The 16,693-nt window shown below is 50.5% G+C and carries 16 protein-coding genes, 4 tRNA genes, 1 pseudogene and 1 other annotated feature; of the genes and pseudogenes, 8 read left to right on the top strand and 13 right to left on the bottom strand.

Annotation, left to right across the window (positions count from 1 at the left end; translation table 11 throughout):
• The first annotated feature begins 92 nt into the window (after window positions 1-92).
• Entirely contained in the window at window positions 93-365 is a 273-nt protein-coding gene (locus tag VHE10_01945) for an HU family DNA-binding protein (protein ID HVU06525.1), read from the top strand.
• Between the two features lie 147 nt (window positions 366-512).
• Here VHE10_01945 and VHE10_01940 read toward each other — a convergent pair whose 3' ends face one another.
• The 9 genes from VHE10_01940 to VHE10_01900 form a co-directional block, all read right to left on the bottom strand.
• Window positions 513-1,241: a GIY-YIG nuclease family protein gene (locus tag VHE10_01940; GenBank protein ID HVU06524.1), complete on the bottom strand. Its 729-nt coding sequence runs from the start codon at window positions 1,239-1,241 to the stop codon at window positions 513-515.
• Between the two features lie 87 nt (window positions 1,242-1,328).
• Window positions 1,329-1,772, bottom strand: coding sequence for a hypothetical protein (locus tag VHE10_01935; GenBank protein HVU06523.1), 444 nt, complete (start codon window positions 1,770-1,772; stop codon window positions 1,329-1,331).
• A gap of 13 nt (window positions 1,773-1,785) precedes the next feature.
• Window positions 1,786-2,391: a Panacea domain-containing protein gene (locus tag VHE10_01930; GenBank protein HVU06522.1), complete on the bottom strand. Its 606-nt coding sequence runs from the start codon at window positions 2,389-2,391 to the stop codon at window positions 1,786-1,788.
• A gap of 83 nt (window positions 2,392-2,474) precedes the next feature.
• Window positions 2,475-2,545 (bottom strand) — tRNA-Gly (locus tag VHE10_01925).
• A 472-nt stretch (window positions 2,546-3,017) separates the two neighbouring features.
• A complete protein-coding gene (locus tag VHE10_01920; protein ID HVU06521.1) occupies window positions 3,018-3,335 on the bottom strand; it encodes an RNHCP domain-containing protein in 318 nt (105 codons plus the stop codon).
• 15 nt (window positions 3,336-3,350) lie between these two features.
• Window positions 3,351-3,423 (bottom strand) — tRNA-Pro (locus VHE10_01915).
• A gap of 60 nt (window positions 3,424-3,483) precedes the next feature.
• Window positions 3,484-3,858 carry a YraN family protein gene (locus VHE10_01910; protein ID HVU06520.1) on the bottom strand — a complete coding sequence of 125 codons (375 nt, stop codon included), beginning with the start codon at window positions 3,856-3,858 and terminating at the stop codon, window positions 3,484-3,486.
• Window positions 3,859-4,202: 344 nt separating this feature from the next.
• A tRNA-Gly gene (locus VHE10_01905) sits at window positions 4,203-4,273 on the bottom strand.
• A 45-nt stretch (window positions 4,274-4,318) separates the two neighbouring features.
• A tRNA-Arg gene (locus VHE10_01900) sits at window positions 4,319-4,390 on the bottom strand.
• A 63-nt stretch (window positions 4,391-4,453) separates the two neighbouring features.
• Here VHE10_01900 and VHE10_01895 point away from each other — a divergent pair.
• Window positions 4,454-5,959, top strand: coding sequence for an HD domain-containing protein (locus tag VHE10_01895; protein ID HVU06519.1), 1,506 nt, complete (start codon window positions 4,454-4,456; stop codon window positions 5,957-5,959).
• Between the two features lie 408 nt (window positions 5,960-6,367).
• On the opposite strand, the gene VHE10_01890 is transcribed toward VHE10_01895, so the two are convergent.
• Entirely contained in the window at window positions 6,368-7,168 is an 801-nt protein-coding gene (locus tag VHE10_01890) for an exodeoxyribonuclease III (GenBank protein ID HVU06518.1), read from the bottom strand.
• Between the two features lie 167 nt (window positions 7,169-7,335).
• On the bottom strand, window positions 7,336-8,328 hold the full coding sequence (gene xerA, locus VHE10_01885; GenBank protein HVU06517.1) for a site-specific tyrosine recombinase/integron integrase: 993 nt from the start codon (window positions 8,326-8,328) through the stop codon (window positions 7,336-7,338).
• A 234-nt stretch (window positions 8,329-8,562) separates the two neighbouring features.
• Window positions 8,563-8,685 (bottom strand) — a sequence feature (16S ribosomal RNA rRNA prediction is too short).
• Between the two features lie 131 nt (window positions 8,686-8,816).
• On the opposite strand from xerA, the gene rpsO reads away from it, so the two are divergent.
• Together rpsO and VHE10_01875 are read left to right on the top strand one after the other, a co-directional pair.
• On the top strand, window positions 8,817-9,083 hold the full coding sequence (rpsO, locus tag VHE10_01880) for a 30S ribosomal protein S15 (protein HVU06516.1): 267 nt from the start codon (window positions 8,817-8,819) through the stop codon (window positions 9,081-9,083).
• Window positions 9,084-9,167: 84 nt separating this feature from the next.
• A pseudogene (locus tag VHE10_01875) lies at window positions 9,168-9,665 on the top strand (NYN domain-containing protein).
• A 158-nt stretch (window positions 9,666-9,823) separates the two neighbouring features.
• On the opposite strand, the gene VHE10_01870 reads toward VHE10_01875, so the two are convergent.
• Window positions 9,824-10,126: a hypothetical protein gene (locus VHE10_01870; GenBank protein HVU06515.1), complete on the bottom strand. Its 303-nt coding sequence runs from the start codon at window positions 10,124-10,126 to the stop codon at window positions 9,824-9,826.
• A 72-nt stretch (window positions 10,127-10,198) separates the two neighbouring features.
• Between VHE10_01870 and VHE10_01865 the strand changes: the two genes are divergently transcribed.
• From VHE10_01865 to VHE10_01855, 3 genes are all read left to right on the top strand, one after another.
• Window positions 10,199-11,395, top strand: a complete 1,197-nt coding sequence (locus VHE10_01865; protein HVU06514.1) for a hypothetical protein — start codon at window positions 10,199-10,201, stop codon at window positions 11,393-11,395.
• Window positions 11,396-11,433: 38 nt separating this feature from the next.
• Window positions 11,434-11,811, top strand: coding sequence for a hypothetical protein (locus VHE10_01860; protein ID HVU06513.1), 378 nt, complete (start codon window positions 11,434-11,436; stop codon window positions 11,809-11,811).
• Window positions 11,812-11,884: 73 nt separating this feature from the next.
• The gene (locus VHE10_01855; protein ID HVU06512.1) at window positions 11,885-13,423 is read left to right on the top strand and encodes a YifB family Mg chelatase-like AAA ATPase; all 1,539 of its coding nucleotides are present in this window, start codon (window positions 11,885-11,887) and stop codon (window positions 13,421-13,423) included.
• Here the strand turns inward: VHE10_01855 and VHE10_01850 are convergent.
• Window positions 13,420-14,424, bottom strand: coding sequence for a peptidoglycan DD-metalloendopeptidase family protein (locus tag VHE10_01850; GenBank protein HVU06511.1), 1,005 nt, complete (start codon window positions 14,422-14,424; stop codon window positions 13,420-13,422). The two genes, VHE10_01855 and VHE10_01850, sit on opposite strands and share 4 nt — an antisense overlap.
• A 306-nt stretch (window positions 14,425-14,730) precedes the next feature.
• Here VHE10_01850 and VHE10_01845 point away from each other — a divergent pair, with 306 nt between their 5' ends.
• A complete protein-coding gene (locus VHE10_01845; GenBank protein ID HVU06510.1) occupies window positions 14,731-16,668 on the top strand; it encodes a UvrD-helicase domain-containing protein in 1,938 nt (645 codons plus the stop codon).
• Window positions 16,669-16,693 lie beyond the last annotated feature (25 nt).

Below are 16,693 nucleotides of genomic sequence, written 5' to 3'. Positions count from 1 at the left end.
AGGTTCCCGACAGAGCCGTATTTTCGTTGCTTGCCCCAAAAAATGGCTTTATATATACTGGAGCGGTCAATTAGCAGCGTTATTTATAACAGATGAACAAAGCAGCAATCGTTGAAGCAGTCCACGGAGTGCTCAACACCACGAAGGTCCAGGCAGAACAGGTTGTAGACAAGGTTTTCGATTCGATCGTTTCCGGCCTCAAGAAAGGCGAGGAAGTATCGATCGCAGGCCTCGGCATCTTCTCTGTAAAGACCCGCAAGGCTCGCCAGGCTCGAAATCCTCGCACCGGCGAGACGATCTCGGTCCCTGCGATGAAGGTTCCGAAGTTCCGCGCCGCAAAGGCTCTCAAGGACGCAGTCAAATAAGACCTTACTGCTACTTCACAAAAAAACCGCCCCCGGGCGGTTTTTTGCTTTGGTGCCCCAAATGGGAATCGAACTTTTTCTAATCAAGCCTTGTAAGGCTTTGTTGGGAATATCAGCCTATTATTCTTGAGGCCTCCGCATAGGGCATCAACATATCCGTTTCCACCGTTTGAAAGCTTTAACATCAGACGAATTCAAATCGAACCATTCACCGTTCATTCTCTTCAACCCAAAACGTTTGTGCCAATAGGCTTCAATGCCGCTTGGATCGTCTGTTTTTATCTCGTGTATCAGATCAAGATTTTCTGGAAGCTGAATTCTTAACTCGTTGCCCCGCCGAACGGTGTCGTTCGACTTACCAATTTTGTAATATTTGCCGTGTTTGAAAAGGTAAACAGAGCCGATGATAACCTGTTCACCATCCGTCTCCTCACTCTCGCTATTCTTGGAATCTCCAACGATTGCTGTACATAATTCTACAATGTCTTCATGACCCTCTTTGTCTTTGCAATACTCGATTATTTTAGACGCTATCTGTTCTTGCCCACCAAGACGTTTCAAGGCTCCTCCAGCAGAGGGAAATTCCGGATTGTTGTTTTTCTCTAGGATGAACTCCCTAACCGTTGGGAACTTTCCCAGCTTTCGGATGAGCTTTATTATTTGATCAAATATAAAAGCATCCTCGTACGCTCCTTGTCGCTGGTTAGGAGAAAGGCCGGCTTCTTTTTGAGCGTCTCCAATTCTTGCCCAATATTTACCCCATTCGTGTGGTTTTATACCAGTCTCTTTTTCGAATCTGCTCGTACCTAAAGGCACTCCGCCATTCTCTTTTGCGGTTCTTTTTATTTCCTCTAAGACTTTCTCTTTAGTAATCACGTTAGCCGAAATATACCATAAAATAATGGTTTTATGAAGACTGAATATTTATAGCATCTCCGTGCTGTAAGTTGGACCTCAATATAGCTATAAAAGTTTCTTATTTATCTCTGATACGCTCGGGCTTTCTTTTATCCCCGCAATAATTTTTGTAATAGCACCATCGTCCATTTTCGGATAATTCATTGATCCGGTGTCTTCGATTTTTCTGATGAGATCATTCATAGATATTTCGAATACTTCGTTACAATTAAAAACACTTTCGGCAGAAAATACACCATACTCCTGCGGTGTAACCGACACGATAGTCTTCTCACTAATACCAGCCCTCTTCACAAATTCTCGCTTCTTGACGGCTTGCGTGGTGGATGTAACAAGAATGAGAAGCGTATCGGTCTTCGGATTTTTGTTCATCACTACGAAATAGCGATTTTTCGATTGGCGCTTTGAATCGTTGTGGTCTATGAAGAAATTGAATACCGATCCTTGTTCTATGCATAGCGACACTCGCACCTTGATCGGAATATCCATCGCATTTCAGTAGTTAGCGGGCAAAGAATTTCGAAACTTCCTTCATTTCATCAAAAGTTTCCTTTGCAAGCGCGAGATCTGATTTATTTTCCGCAAACAAAGGGTCATCCTTCTCCGTGCTTGAGAAAAAGTCCTCATAATCCATTTGCACTCGTTTCTTACCAGATTTGAGATAACGCTCATGTTTTGACCATTCAGGATATTGATGAGTTATATCTCGGAGTTCAAATTGATCCTTGTCGGAAAATTGTCCATATACAGCTTCCAAACATTCAAGATCGGTCTTTGAGAAAACATCAAGATCAACAGGCTTAACCGAAGTGACATAGTGTTTCTTTTCATCTGCAGGCTGTATGTATTTTTTTGCATACGATAAAGCACCTTCCGACATATTCGAAAGTTCTGCTGCTCTCTTAACTTGAGAGCCGACCGGGCCCATTTTCATCGCCCAATACATATCCCCAATGATCGGACGGCCATATTTACGGATGTGCAGACGATCAGCAAGATAGATCAGCTTAATAGCCTTCATCTTATTGATCTTTCCGTCTTTCTTTCGGGCGAGGAAGTTCAGGGCCTGGGTCGCTTTTTTATAGCTTGTTTCAGGCAAAGCAATCATGTTTGTATACTATCAATTTTTGAGACGTTTTTCAATCCATCATCTTACGGAGAATTATGAGGCCTCCGCATCGGCCTTAGTTGTGCGGGCGCCGGGAATCGAACCCGGACTTACTGCTTGGAAGGCAGTCATTCTACCACTAAATTACGCCCGCAATGAGACTCAATCTAGCATAGTTCGGCAGGCTTTTCTATTTATTTGCTTTTGTGACAAACAAAAACAGCGCCCGCAGGCGCTGCTCTTAAGACCTTACTGCTGAGGCATTGGAGGCTTCTTCTTGTCGTTAGGGTTGTTTGGATTGCCTCCTTCGTTGAGTCGGATCATAGTCTTGAATTGTATTTGTTAAAACCAGACCTTTTCGAAAGAAGGGCGTCCCCTCCTTTCACATATATTTATACGCCCTTCCCTGCCGTTTTTTTCAAAAGAGTCACGCTTCCCCCTGCCCTGTCAAAGCACACCCAGACGATTGACATTAATCAATCTTTGTTTCTTTATCTCAAAGCCTGCCGGGAAAGGCCCGCCGACGTTCGAACCTGGGCAAATTTTCTTTCACCACAAAAAATATTCGGTCATTTTTAAAAATTAAGTCAAACCAGACGATTTTCGCCGACCGAAACACCGCTTGACTACTTTCTTTCCGAAGACTTTTTAGAGATCGCGACGAATGCGTCGAAATCGTCTCCTTTCTGGAGCTTGTTCCTGCGCTCGAAACCACAGACAGCGCATCTATGCGTGATCACGTAATCGCTTCTCTCTTTTTCAGCCAGGACAGACTCCATCATGCCGCCGCATGCAGCAAGCCTATCGCCCGGATTCCTGTCTACGTGCTTTGACCACAGGCATTTCGGACAATGATTGGTATAGCCGTTTCCTATCACTGCGGCGCCGCAATGTTCGCACGTAAAGTCCTCTATCGTCCTCGTAAATCGCTTTGAACTGGCCACGTGAGCTATTTCGTGTCGGGGCGCTGGGATTCGAACCCAGAGTCACTTGATCCCAAGTCAAGCATGTTAGCCGTTACACCACGCCCCGTTATCTTTAGACCAAGACATACTAGCATAAACGTTAAAAAAGGCTAAGGTTTTGCCCAAATCAGGCCAGAATAATGTCCGAAAGCATCTTTATTCTGGCTCTTCTCTCTTGCATATCGAGGTACACGCAGGCTACGTCGAACTGCCAGTCCCCTATCCTGCGCCCCGTAATATAGGTTTCGATCATTCGACGGAGCTTTTTTTGTTTAAGGCTATGCATTTGATCTTCGGGTCTAAGGCCTGTGTTTTCATGTGTAACAGCTTTGACCTCGATAAAATGCGTTACTCCTCCCTTTCGAGCAACTATATCTATTTCTCCCCATGCTCGGGTGAAATTCTTTTCCACGATCAAGAAACCCTGATTGGTTAAATACGTACAAACTGCGTCTTCGCCGATCTTTCCTTTCTTTTGAGCATCAGATGTGAATACTTTCATGGAAATATCATGCTGAAAGAGCATGAATTTTTGATGAATTTTCACATGAAACATCAGTTACTATGTTTCTTATGAAACATAAACATGAGCTTTTGCACTGATCAGGTAATTTTCTCTTTTATGGCTCTGTTGAGCGTTTATAAGGACAAAGGACAACGATTTATAGGCCTATTTCAGGTGTGTCTTTTAAACATAATCCCCAGGGTTATCCCCACTTTTCCACAAAACGCCTTTGTTGAGAGCTTTAAGGGAAGTCACTGATACGAGACGGGAAAGAGATTTGTTTCAAATTGTATAAAGGACAAAACAAAGAGCGCCTTACAAGGCGCTCTTTGTTAACTAGGTGCGGGTAGAGAGAATCGAACTCTCACCTCATCCTTGGCAAGGACGTGTCCTACCACTAAACGATACCCGCAGTGGAATCAATATACACTATAACCTCTCTATTTCAAACTACCTGTGCTCCCGGAGGGATTCGAACCCCCAACAACGGTTCCGAAGACCGGTATGATATCCATTTCACCACGGGAGCAATGCGTTCATCATACGTGAAATGGCGCGGAAATCAAAAAAATATAGTAAACTGGGCATTAACATGAAAGAGAAGGGGGCTACTTACACTATACCGGACGAAGTTTCTCATGTCGCAGAAACCCTTGAAAAACAGGGCTTTCAGGCCTTTCTGGTCGGCGGCTGCGTGCGCGATCTTATCCTCGGTCGCGAACCGAAAGACTGGGACGTGACGACTGACGCCATTCCGGAAAAGATAACCTCCGCGTTTTCCCATACATTCTATGAAAACGATTTCGGCACCGTCGGCGTCGTGAACGACGAAACCAGAGACAAACGGCTCGAGGTCGTCGAAGTGACGCCGTTCAGGCTCGAATTCGGATATTCGGACAAGCGCCGTCCCGATGCCGTGTCTTTTAGCGACAAACTCGAGGACGATCTTCAGCGGCGGGATTTCACTATAAACGCGCTTGCTCTAAAGATCAGCAAAAAGGGGAAGGGGGAGAGTTTCACGGGAAACATTACTGATCTCTTTGATGGTCAAAGAGACCTTAAAAATCGACTTATACGGACCGTAGGGAACCCGGGAGAGCGCTTTAGGGAAGACGCCCTTCGTATCATGAGAGCCGTCAGGATAGCTGCGGAATTGGATTTCGAAATCGAAAAAGAGACTCTGGAAGCCCTTAAAACCCACTCGAATCTGTTAAGCCATATAGCTAAAGAGCGTATTCGCGATGAATTCGTTCGGATCGTCATGTCGAATGCCCCTAAAAAGGCCCTTGAACTCTGCAAAGACCTTGGAATCCTTTCATTCATAGCCAAGGAATTTGAAGAGAGCTTCGGCATAGAGCAGAAGGGAATCCATATTTATGACGTCTGGAATCATCTGCTCTACACGATACAGCATGCCGCCGATAAGAAATCGAGCCTTGAAATAAGGCTTGCGGCGCTTTTTCATGATATCGGCAAACCAGCAACCCGCAGGTTTTCACATGAAACAAATCAATATACGTTCTACGGCCACGAGGTAGTGGGTGCCCGAATGACCGAGAAAATCCTCCGAAACCTCAATTTCTCGAAGAAAATGATAGACGATGTCGTGAAACTCGTCCGCTGGCATATGTTTTTCTCGGATACCGAGCAGATAAGCCTTTCGGCGGTTCGGCGTATGATCGTGAACGTGGGCAAAGACCATATTTGGGATCTTATGGATGTCCGTACATGCGATCGTATCGGCTCAGGTCGTCCAAAGGAAAATCCGTATAGGCTCCGCAAATATAAAGCCATGATCGAGGAAGCCCTTCGGGATCCGATATCGGTCGGCATGCTCAAAATAGACGGCAAGCGATTGATGGAGATAACAGGAATCGAACCGGGCCCGAAGATCGGGCTCATCTTGAACGCGCTTCTCGAAGAAGTCCTCGACGAAGCGAAATTGAATACGAAAGAATTCCTCGAAAAGAAAGCCGTCGAACTCGCTAAGCTTCCTGAAACCGAACTGGCTAAGCTCGCGGCGATAGGAAAGGATAAGAAAGCCCGCGCCGAAGAAGAAGAGATAGCTAAAATACGCGGCAAACACGGAGTAAAATAATGGCCTTACATGGCCATTTTTTGTGCCTATCGGTCTTATTCCCCGAACAAAAAACCGCTTGCGCAGTTGTGTTGCCCAAGCGGTTCCTAAAAGGATCGCTTGATGAACACAAATGCGCAAACCCACAAGGTAGGCGCGCAAAATATTGTATGATGTCGCCTTTTGAATGGGGCGTCATCTGTGCTCGTCTGAGAGATCTTTTTAGATAGCGAGCGGAGCAAATGATGCTCGACGCTCAAAGAGTAAGAGACCTTGCGATCTCGAAACCAAAACCTTAACGATCAACCAACTATTTGAAAGATCTGTCCTGAGATAATTTTAGCAGTCATCAAGGACATGTAAAGGACAAGGGTTGGGGATAACGCAAATCACTTGTGTCTCTTATAAAGGACACTCAGCCATAGCGCCTTACAAAGCCACATTAAGAAAGAGAGGGCAGTGGTCCGATCCGAGGATGTCGGAAAGCATCTCCGATTTTTTTACCTTCGGGACAATGTCTTCGCTCACGAAAAAATAATCGATGCGCCATCCGACATTCCTTTCGCGCGCGAACGTCTTCATATCCCAATAGGTATAGGCTCCCGTCTTTCCCGGATTCAGGTGACGGAAGGTATCGACGTATTTCGCGGCGATCACTTTATCTATCCATGCGCGCTCGATAGGGAGAAAGCCGGTATTCTCGGCATTCTCTTTCGGCCGCGCCAGATCGATTTCTGTGTGGGCCGTATTCACATCTCCAGTAAACACGATCGAGTAGCCGCTTTTACGGATTTTCTCGATATACGTCAAAAAAGCGCCATAATATCGCAGTTTGTAGGCTAATCGCTCCGGGCCGCCGCCTCCGTTAGGGAAATATATGTTTATAAAAGCCCATTTCTGGGCGCCTTTTGCCGAATCAGGCTTGAAAAACAAGGTTATCTGACGTCCTTCCTGATCCAATTCAGGGATACCGAAACCATATTCGGCTTTCTCGACTTTGATCGTCGACTTTACATATACAGCGACGCCACTATAGCCCTTGCGCGCTTTCGAATGGTCGAAATAGGAGACATAGCCGTGAGGCATAACGACTTCAGGCGGAAGCTGTTCCGGATGCGCCTTGGTCTCCTGAAAGCAAAAGATATCGGCATTCTGCGCGAGCATCCAGTCGAAGCCGCCTTTTTTGATATTGGCGCGGATACCGTTCACGTTCCAAGAGATGATTTTCATGCTCTCAACTATATCATTCAATATAGAAACTTTTTGAAGTGACCGGTCGTATTACCATGGACGGATGTGTGTTCATCTTAACTGGGACACATCCGAAATCCCTCGAATGGCCAATTCGAGGGCGCCCCGGAGCGATCTGGGGCTGTTTTATTATTCAGATCGGGTCATCATCTCTTCTTGTTGTGAAACTGTTTATGGATATTTCGCAGATGTTTGTCGGTCACATGCGTATAGATTTGAGTTGTAGCGATATTCGAGTGACCCAGCAACTCCTGCACCGATCGCAGATCCGCGCCATTCGACAACAGATCGGTCGCAAACGAATGGCGGATAACGTGAGGCGTCACGCGTTTCGTCATGATGCCGGCCTTCGACGCATATTGTTTGACGATACGCTCGACGGAACGGGTCGTGAGCGCGGTCGATTCATTATCGCCGCGGCCTTTGGATCGCTTTTCAGCGCCCGCTTTCACGAAGAGAGCGTCATCCATGTCGTCGCGCTTGTCCAAATATGCTTTGAGCGTCGATTTGGCTTTGTCGGAAAGAAAGACGACGCGGACCTTATCGCCTTTTCCTCGAATCGATATCTCATCGGCGGACAGATCTACATCGCGCGAGAGGGAACAGAGCTCGGACACGCGCAAACCGGTCGAGAACAGGAGCTGCAGCATGGCGCTGTCTCGTAAAACCTTTATATCATTGGCTTTTTTTGCCTTCTCATTCTTTTGAGCGCGGAGGTTATTCCCTGTTTCGCCCGTCATCAGCGGCGCCTCGAGCAGGCGATGCAGCTCTTCATTCGTCATGAACTCGATATGGCGTTCGCTGACTTTCGCCAATTCGATGCGTTCGGGCGCGAGCGATTTCACGCCCTGCCGCGCCAGATATTTCAGGAACGCGCGCAGAGCGATCAGATAATAGTTCTGCGTCTTTTTTTTCAAAGTATCGCCCGTCCTTTTGTTGTTTCCCGTAGACTGGCGATTGAGCCACAGACGGAATTCGCGCACGGACGCATCGGTGATGTCGGAAGGGGAGTCTTTCTTCAAGAAGATAAGGAACCTGCTGATATACCGATCATAATTTCGGACCGTAAGCAGGCTGCGGCCTTTTTCTATTTCAGTGTATTCGAGAAACTGCGTCTTTAATTCTTTGAGAGATGCCATGTCGCACAATATTATAGCAAAAATAAGAACCCTGCCGCGCTTTCGCATGGCAGGGCCTTGGTTCCGTACGAACCGGCAAACAAATCGTTACAAATGGGAGGTGTCTAGTCTCCCGGATTCGAACGCCGAGAGGAAGTTTCCTTAAGCCCCACGAAACCGTGTAGAGCCAGCTGGGTCATTTCTACCGTCACGCCTTCCCTATGGAAGAGGTGGGTCCAGCCTTATTAGGGAAGTGGCTCATCGTCGTCTCAGACGAGCTACGCGTCATAGGCTTGGTGGGCCGTTACCCGCGCCAACTACCTGATACGCCGCAGGCCCCATGAACAGCCGGGGTTCATGGGTACCTACGTGTTTTTCGGACTTATCTCCCCGTCTATGGAAACAGCCTGTGTTATCGAACAGATCCAGGGCCATTATAGGCCCGCGCGGCGATAAAAGCCAATAAAAAGCTTGCATTTTCAATATATATGTGCTATCCTTTCAGAACCATGCTTTCAACGACCAAGAAGACAAAAGTGATCAAAAACTCGGCCGTCCACGACAAGGACACGGGTTCTCCTGAAGTTCAGATCGCGCTCCTCACCTCGAAAATCGAGGAATTGGCGCGCCATCTCAAGAAGCACGACAAGGACAGGCATTCCCGCAGGGGACTCCTCTCCATGGTCGCGGATCGCCAGACCCACATCAAATACCTCCAGAAGAAGCATCCAAAGAGGTATGCGGCGATCTCGAAGAAGCTCGAGCTCAAGAAATAAGAATCCTCACTTCCGCCTTCTTGGCGGAAGCGTCGTTTGGGGCATGGTATTTATTCGGTTTTTTATATATTAGCCACAATTTTTATGGCAATCATCAAACACAAAGAACAGCGCGTCGGCGTTTTTATCGACGCGCAGAACCTCTATCACAGCGCCAAGAACCTCCATCATGGCCGCGTTAACTTCGACAACGTCCTCAAAGACGCCGTCGGCGAACGCCAGCTCGTCCGCGCCATCGCATACGTCATCACGACAGAATCGGGCGAGGAAAGCGGCTTCTTCGACGCGCTTAATAAGATCGGTATCGAAACCAAGACGAAAGATCTCCAGATCTTCTCGTCGGGCTCTAAAAAAGCAGACTGGGACGTCGGTCTCGCTATCGACGCAGTGAAGCTTTCGGCGAAGCTCGACGTGGTCGTGCTCGCTTCGGGCGACGGCGACTTCGTCCCGCTCGTCGAATACCTCAAGATGAACGGCTGCCAAGTTGAAGTCGTCACCTTCGGCAAGTCCGCGTCGGGCAAGCTTAAGGAAGCAGCCGACGATTTTATCGACCTCGACGAGGATCCGGGACGATATGTCCTCGGCTCATATGGCGCGCGTCGCGGGGGAGGCCACAAGGATTCAGGCCGCGACGGCAGTCGCAAAGAGCAGAGCGGCATGCGAAAAGTGATCCGAAAGATCCAGCAATAAGGGAGGTAGAAGAAAAACAGCCTGGGAATTCCAGGCTGTTTTGCATATGGTCAGATATGGCGATCGAAGAACGTGAGGATGACGATCGTCGAGCCCATGCATGCGGCGATCCCGAAGAGCGACTCGAGGAAGCGGTTCCGCGAGGGAACGGGGCTATCGCAGATGACGAGCTTGTGGACGTTATTAGATATGACCACGATAAGAAAGATGACTGCCGCGTCGACGGCAATAAACCAGTCATGGAGACCCGTCACGGACGTCTTGGCAAAGAAGAGGAGCACTGCGACGAGGACCCCTTCGAAGAGACCGAGCGATATGTTCGAAAGAACAGGAGAAGGTTTCAACGATTTCACGGCAACGAGAATTTGGGAGTTGAAGTGCGGATTCCCTATAATGGTAACACCTTTCTGACGTATAATATCTATATGGACCCAGAAAACACGAATACCCCATCAAAGAACGAAGACCTCCAGGCGGAAGGGATAGACATCGTGGGCACGAGCCGCGCCCTCGACAACGAATTCGACAAGCCCGAGATACCGAAAGAGATCCCTGTAGCCGAACCGGCTCTCGACGAGGAAACAGAACCGGCTCCCGTCAGCCGAACGGTACAAATCGACGAGGAACCTCCGAAACCGGCACAGGCACCCGTCGCTCCGGCGCCTTCGATTCCGAAGGCAGAAGCATATCGATCCTCTTTCGAGACCGCTCCTCAAAAAAACCCTTTCGCGCCCACAGGCCCCGCGCCGATAGCACCGGGCCAGAATGATCCTTCTATAAAGCCGATCCGGACATACCGGACCGATGCCGAAGAGGCGGTAAAATACGGCGGCATGTCGAAAATAGGCATAGCCGTTGCCGAACAGAACAAGCGCGATGCGCAGCCCATACGATACGAACAGGAGAAGCGCCCGAAGACAGGGCTCTTCATCGGCATCGTCATCATACTCATATTGTTCATAGCGGGCGGCTGGTATATCTGGTTCTCTTCGACAGGAGGAAAGGCTAAATCTGCCGCACCCGCACCGACCGTCTCATATGCCCCGATCGTCCCGTATTCACAGGCTTCGATCATTGTCCTCGACCCTAACGATCGCGACAATGATCCGCTCGAGCTTATGGGAGCAAGGCTGAACGCGGCAAATCCCGGCGTCGGGAACGTGTTCGCTCTCATCCCGGTCACGTCAGCCACGGCGGCATCGCAGGAACCGGTCGCGGACGTATTCGATTCGACGCATATACCGAGCAGGCTCCTCCGATCGCTCGGAGACCAGTATATGGTCGGCCTCTATTCATACGACAAGCAGGTGCCGTTCATCATCCTTAAGAACACGTTCTTCCAGAACGCCTTTTCCGGCATGCTCGACTGGGAAAGGGATCTCGGCCAGGACATGATGCCTCTCATCCGAATCACGTATCCGGAAATAAATTCGAATTCGCTCGCCGATAATTTCGACGACGTCGTCATATCGAATACGGACGTGAGGACGCTCAAAGACACGACGGGACGCCTCGTGCTCGCATATGCATTCGCCGACAAAGACACGATTATCGTCACGACCTCTGAAAACGGCCTTAAATTCTTGCTCGACCGCATTCTCCAGGTGCGCACTATACAGTAGCAGTGGATAGTATATGATGTGAAAAACGTATAATAGATATGAACAAACAAACTTCGCCCGATACGGCGCATTTCAAGAAGAAACTGGAAAAAGAGCTCTCGACCCTGGAAGCAGAGCTCAAGAGCGTCGGCAGGAAGAATCCGGACAATCCGAAGGACTGGGAGCCCGGCGCGAAAGACGTCGATATCGAGGTATCGGACCTCGCCGATACCGCTGATAATATCGAGAACTACGAGCTCAACACCGCCATCCTGAAGCCCCTCGAGATCCAGTACAACGACGTGAAGCTCGCTCTCGATAAGATAAGCAAAGGAACGTACGGCCTCTGCGAGACCGACGGGAAGCCTATAGAAAGGGAGAGGCTCGAAGCGAATCCCTCGTCGCGGACATGCTTGAGACATCATAAGGCTGAATAAAAGAGAAAAACTGCCTGTCATCGGGCGGTTTTTTCTTCATGTTTATTTCATGTCGGACCGATAGGGTGGAGGCATGAGATTTTCAAAGATATATTCTGCGCAGAACCATCTCCTCCGCGCTCATGTGATATCCATCGAGACCGACATCTCGCGCGGATTGCATTCGTTTTCAATCGTAGGGCTCCCGACCAAAGCAGTCGAAGAGGCCCGCGACCGGGTCGGCGCGGCCATAAAGAATTCCGGTTTCAAGTCGCCCAAAGAGACGAATGCCAAAATCATCGTATCGCTCGCGCCATCGGACTTGAGAAAAGAAGGCTCGGCATTCGATCTGCCCATCGCGCTCGGATATCTCCTTGCCGCAGGGGAAGCGGAGTTCGACCCGGCCGACAGATTGTTCGTCGGCGAGCTTTCTTTGGACGGCTTTGCGAGGCCCGTCGGAGGAACGCTCTCGTATGCTCGTATGGCGAAAGAGAGAGGCTTCAAGGAGATATATGTCCCAAAAGAAAACGAAAAGGAAGCGGCCCTCCTCGAAGGCATAGACGTATTCGGGGTCGAAATGCTTTCCGAGCTTGTGGATCACCTCTCCGGAAAGAAGAAGCTCGAGCCCTGCCCGACCGTGGATTACAAGAAGCTCGCAGAAAAGAGAGACACCTCGATCGACCTCGACGATATCGCCGGGCATGCGATAGCGAAGCGCGGCCTTGTCATAGCCGCCGCCGGGCGCCACAACATAGGCCTTTTTGGGCCGCCGGGAACCGGAAAGACCATGCTCGCAAGGGCTCTTTCGGCTCTCATGCCCGCGCTCTCATTCGAAGAGATGCTCGAAGCGACCGAAATCCATTCGATAGCGGGCATCCTCGACGCGGGGATCGTCGCTCATCCGCCCGTCCGCGCGCCCCACCATACCGCCTCTTATAGCGCTCTCATCGGCGGAGGACCGATGCCGAAGCCGGGAGAAGCGACGCTGGCTCACCGCGGCATCCTCTTTCTGGACGAATTCCCTGAATTCGACAAAAGAGCGATAGAAGCATTGCGCCAGCCTCTTGAAGATAAGACGATATCGATATCGCGAACGAGAGGGGCTGCCAGATTTCCTGCCGATTTTATCCTGGTCGCCGCGCAGAATCCCTGCCCCTGTGGGAACAGAGGCATCCAGGGAAGGGAATGCCTCTGTTCGCCCGCGCTCGTCAGGAATTATGAGAAGAAGATATCAGGGCCGATCGTAGACAGGATAGATATGTGGATCGAGGTGTCTAAAACAGAGCATCGGAATCTCATGCGCTCGCGAACGGACGCAAATGAGACGAGAAAAGCCCGCGAACTCGTCGATCGCGCCCGAGCCGCGCAGTCGAGACGGTTCGGAAATCGGGGCATCGCGCGTGCGAATGCGAACATCCCCGCGCGCGACCTGTCTCGGTTCGCATCGCTTTCGAAAGAAGCGATGGGCATCATCGAGAAGGCCTCGCAAACATACGGGCTCTCCGGCCGCGGATACCACCGTACGGTGAGGCTGGCGCGGACTATAGCTGACATAAGCGGTACAGAAAAAATAGAAGCGCCCCATATCCTGGAAGCGCTTCAATACCGGCAGAGAAAGACGGCCGATGGCTAGAAAGGATTCACGGCGCCGCGAACTTCAAAGTGAACGTGGGGGCCCGTGGATTTGCCGGTCGATCCGATAAGGCCGATGGTATCGCCCTGCTCTACGGTCTGACCCTGCACGGCGATGACCTTGCTCATGTGGCCATATAGAGTCTGCGTACCGTTCGGATGCGAGATTACGACATACGACCCGTAACCGCCGTTGTACCCGCCCGATCGGGCGACGATGACGACGCCGTCAGCCGCGGCATGGATAGGAGTGCCGAGAGGCGCGGCGAGGTCGACGGCGTTATAGCCGTGAAGGCCCTGCGACTTCCTGCCGCCGTCGATCGGGCGCTTATAGTAATCCTTATAGTACGGGCCGCCGACGCCGCGGAGAGCTTCAGTCGGGTTAGCGGCGGCGCCCGAGATAGACACGCTCGCAGTGACAGCCGCTTCGCCGTCAGGGACGATGATCGTCGAGCCGATAGCGAGCGTCGAGCCGGCCGAAAGGTCGTTATAGCTCATGATATCGTCGATATCAGCGTGGTATTTAGCCGCGATCGACTTTACCGTGTCGCCTTTGATCACTTTGTGGCTTATGCCGCTGATAGGGAGAATGACGAACTCGTCGCCCTCGTGGATAGAGCCTTTGATATTGTTCGCCCATACGATGGTATTGACCGAAACGCCATACATCTTGGCGATCTGGGAAAGGGAATCGCCGGCTCGGACGACATAGAGGCTGATCTGGGTGGATTTCTGCTCCGGAATGTCTGCCTGGGTACCGTACATGCCCGTCTCCTGGATCAAAGCGCTGTCATCCACCATGGCGATCTCGGCGGCCGCCGCATTCGACACGCCAGCCGGACCCACGTTGGCTTGGAGAACTCCAAAGACTTCAGACGAACGCGCTGTTACCCCCGCATCGGCCTGTTTATTGCCCAAAAGGTCGGCGATCATTGAAAAAACGCCGGCATACGTAGTGAACGGCGTCACGATAGCTCCAAAAACGAAAGCGAACTTTACCATGTAAAGCCCGATTTTAAGCCATATGTTACCTTTTTGACCGCCAAAACCGACAAAACGAGGCGAAGGCGTTATAGGAGACGTAGAAATAGTGCTTGCTTTATCCGGGAACCACAGCATTTCTGTAATTTATGGCTCTATTAAGCCATATTTCAGGGAATCTGATGCTCAGTGCCCTCTAACTATACCTGCCGCTCCGGTTTAGTCAACGAACGTTGTCCACGGGAAATCCACGTTTTATCCCGATAGAACCTAAAAGGCTTAACAAAGCCGTATAATGTACCTATTACGCTATGCTAGAATTGATCTGTGAATCATCTCCAGGGTCTTAACGACAGGCAGAGGGAAGCCGTGCTCAAAACCGAGGGTCCTGTGCTTATTTTAGCTGGAGCGGGAGCGGGAAAGACTAAGACTATCACTCATCGTATCCTTCATCTCATAAAATCGGGAGTGAAACCGGCGAATGTACTGGCGATCACCTTCACCAACAAGGCGGCCAAGGAAATGAGGGAGCGCGTCTTCAAGCTGATCGAGGAAAGCGACCTCAATCTGCCTGTTTCATTCGACGAACGGCCGTTCGTTTCGACGTTCCACTCCCTTGGCGTCCATATAATCAAGGAAAACGCCCAGAGGCTCGGCCTGACCCGCTACTTCAGCATATTCGACCGATCCGATTCCCGCCGCGCGGTCAAAGACGCCCTCGTCGAGCTCGGTCTCGATCCAAAGCAATACGAGCCGAACGTGATCCTGTCGATAATATCGAAAGAGAAGGGCAATGCCGTGAACAGCTCGCAATTCTATGAAACCGTCGGCAACGATTACATGCGCGAGATCGTCCACAACGTCTGGCAGAAATACGATGCGGCGCTCCGCAAGGAAAAAGCCCTCGATTTCGACGATCTTCTTCTCAAAACCGCAGAGCTCCTCGAAAAAAATCCTGAGATCCGCGCTCATTACGAGAAGGTCTGGCATTACATACATATAGACGAGTACCAAGACACCAACAAAGTCCAATATAAGATCGCCAAGCTCCTCGCAGGAGAGAAAAAGAATATTTGCGTCGTGGGCGACGTGGATCAGAACATATATTCATGGCGAGGCGCCGACATCAAAAACATCCTGTCGTTCGAGCGCGACTATCCGGGCGCTCAAATGGTGACGCTCGAGGAGAACTACCGTTCGACCCAGACGATCCTCGAAGTCGCGAATCATATCATCAAGAAGAACAAGAACCGCTTCGAAAAGAATCTCTTCACCAAGCAGGGAACGGGTGACTCGATCACGCTCTACCAGGCATTCGACGAGAACGACGAGGCCCGGTTCATATCAGAGCGCGCCGCGGACCTCATTTCGCGCGGAACGGACCCGAGCGAGATCGCAATCCTCTACCGCGCCAACTTCCAGTCGCGCGCGCTCGAAGAGGCGATGCTTAATCGCGGCGTGGACTATCAGGTGCTCGGCGTGAAATTCTTCGGACGAAAAGAGGTCAAAGACGTTCTGTCATATATTCGCGCTGCTCTCAATCGCGACTCGCTTTCGGACCTTCAGCGGGTCATCAACGTCCCGGCGCGCGGCATAGGCAAAGTGACGATAGCTAAAATATTTTCGGGCATGCTCGATAGGCTTTCGGCATCGCATTCCGAGAAATGGGCAAGCTTTAATTCGATACTGGACGACATCGCAAAAAAATCCATGGGCGAGAAAGCCTCTGAACTGGTGAAATTCGTCATAAGAAGGAGCGGGCTCGGAGACTCGCTCAAGGACGGCCCGGACGAAGACCTCGAGCGCCTCGAGAACATGCGCGAGCTCGCGACCCTCGCGACCAAATACGATTTCATGGTCCCAGGCGAAGGTATCGCCAAGCTCCTCGAAGACGCGTCGCTCGCGACCGACCAGGATGAGATGGAAGAGAACAAGCCCGCGGTGCGCCTCATGACCATACACGCATCGAAGGGCCTCGAATTCGAATACGTGTTCATTACCGGCCTCGAGCAGGATCTTTTCCCGCACCGGGCCATGGAATCGAAGCGCGACAAGCGCGACGACGAGGAAGAGCGCCGCCTCTTCTATGTGGCCGTAACGAGGGCTAAGAAGAAGCTCTATATGTCGCATGCGTCCATGCGTACCATATACGGGTCGCGCCAGGTCACCGTGCCGTCGGAATTCATATTCGACATCCCTGAAAAATATCTGGAACAGGAGGAGCGGGCGACGTCGGGGGGAAAGGTGATATATTTCGATATATAGAGAACCGGCTCCACGTAACCATCGC

It is taken from the genome of Candidatus Paceibacterota bacterium (assembly GCA_035546035.1).
Classification (GTDB): Bacteria; Patescibacteriota; Minisyncoccia; order Phycocordibacterales; family UBA6065; genus UBA6065.
The sequence above is the reverse complement of the archived record's forward strand: the minus strand, read 5'-3'. Positions and strand labels throughout refer to the sequence as shown.

What these genes read in the sequence shown, in the direction of transcription:
- VHE10_01945 (HVU06525.1), top strand. Translation starts at nt 93, where the DNA reads ATGAACAAAGCAGCAATCGTTGAAGCAGTCCACGGAGTGCTCAACACC.
- VHE10_01935 (HVU06523.1), bottom strand. Translation starts at nt 1,772, where the DNA reads ATGGATATTCCGATCAAGGTGCGAGTGTCGCTATGCATAGAACAAGGA.
- VHE10_01930 (HVU06522.1), bottom strand. Translation starts at nt 2,391, where the DNA reads ATGATTGCTTTGCCTGAAACAAGCTATAAAAAAGCGACCCAGGCCCTG.
- VHE10_01910 (HVU06520.1), bottom strand. Translation starts at nt 3,858, where the DNA reads ATGAAAGTATTCACATCTGATGCTCAAAAGAAAGGAAAGATCGGCGAA.
- VHE10_01895 (HVU06519.1), top strand. Translation starts at nt 4,454, where the DNA reads ATGAAAGAGAAGGGGGCTACTTACACTATACCGGACGAAGTTTCTCAT.
- VHE10_01890 (HVU06518.1), bottom strand. Translation starts at nt 7,168, where the DNA reads ATGAAAATCATCTCTTGGAACGTGAACGGTATCCGCGCCAATATCAAA.
- xerA (HVU06517.1), bottom strand. Translation starts at nt 8,328, where the DNA reads ATGGCATCTCTCAAAGAATTAAAGACGCAGTTTCTCGAATACACTGAA.
- rpsO (HVU06516.1), top strand. Translation starts at nt 8,817, where the DNA reads ATGCTTTCAACGACCAAGAAGACAAAAGTGATCAAAAACTCGGCCGTC.
- VHE10_01865 (HVU06514.1), top strand. Translation starts at nt 10,199, where the DNA reads ATGGACCCAGAAAACACGAATACCCCATCAAAGAACGAAGACCTCCAG.
- VHE10_01860 (HVU06513.1), top strand. Translation starts at nt 11,434, where the DNA reads ATGAACAAACAAACTTCGCCCGATACGGCGCATTTCAAGAAGAAACTG.
- VHE10_01855 (HVU06512.1), top strand. Translation starts at nt 11,885, where the DNA reads ATGAGATTTTCAAAGATATATTCTGCGCAGAACCATCTCCTCCGCGCT.
- VHE10_01850 (HVU06511.1), bottom strand. Translation starts at nt 14,424, where the DNA reads ATGGTAAAGTTCGCTTTCGTTTTTGGAGCTATCGTGACGCCGTTCACT.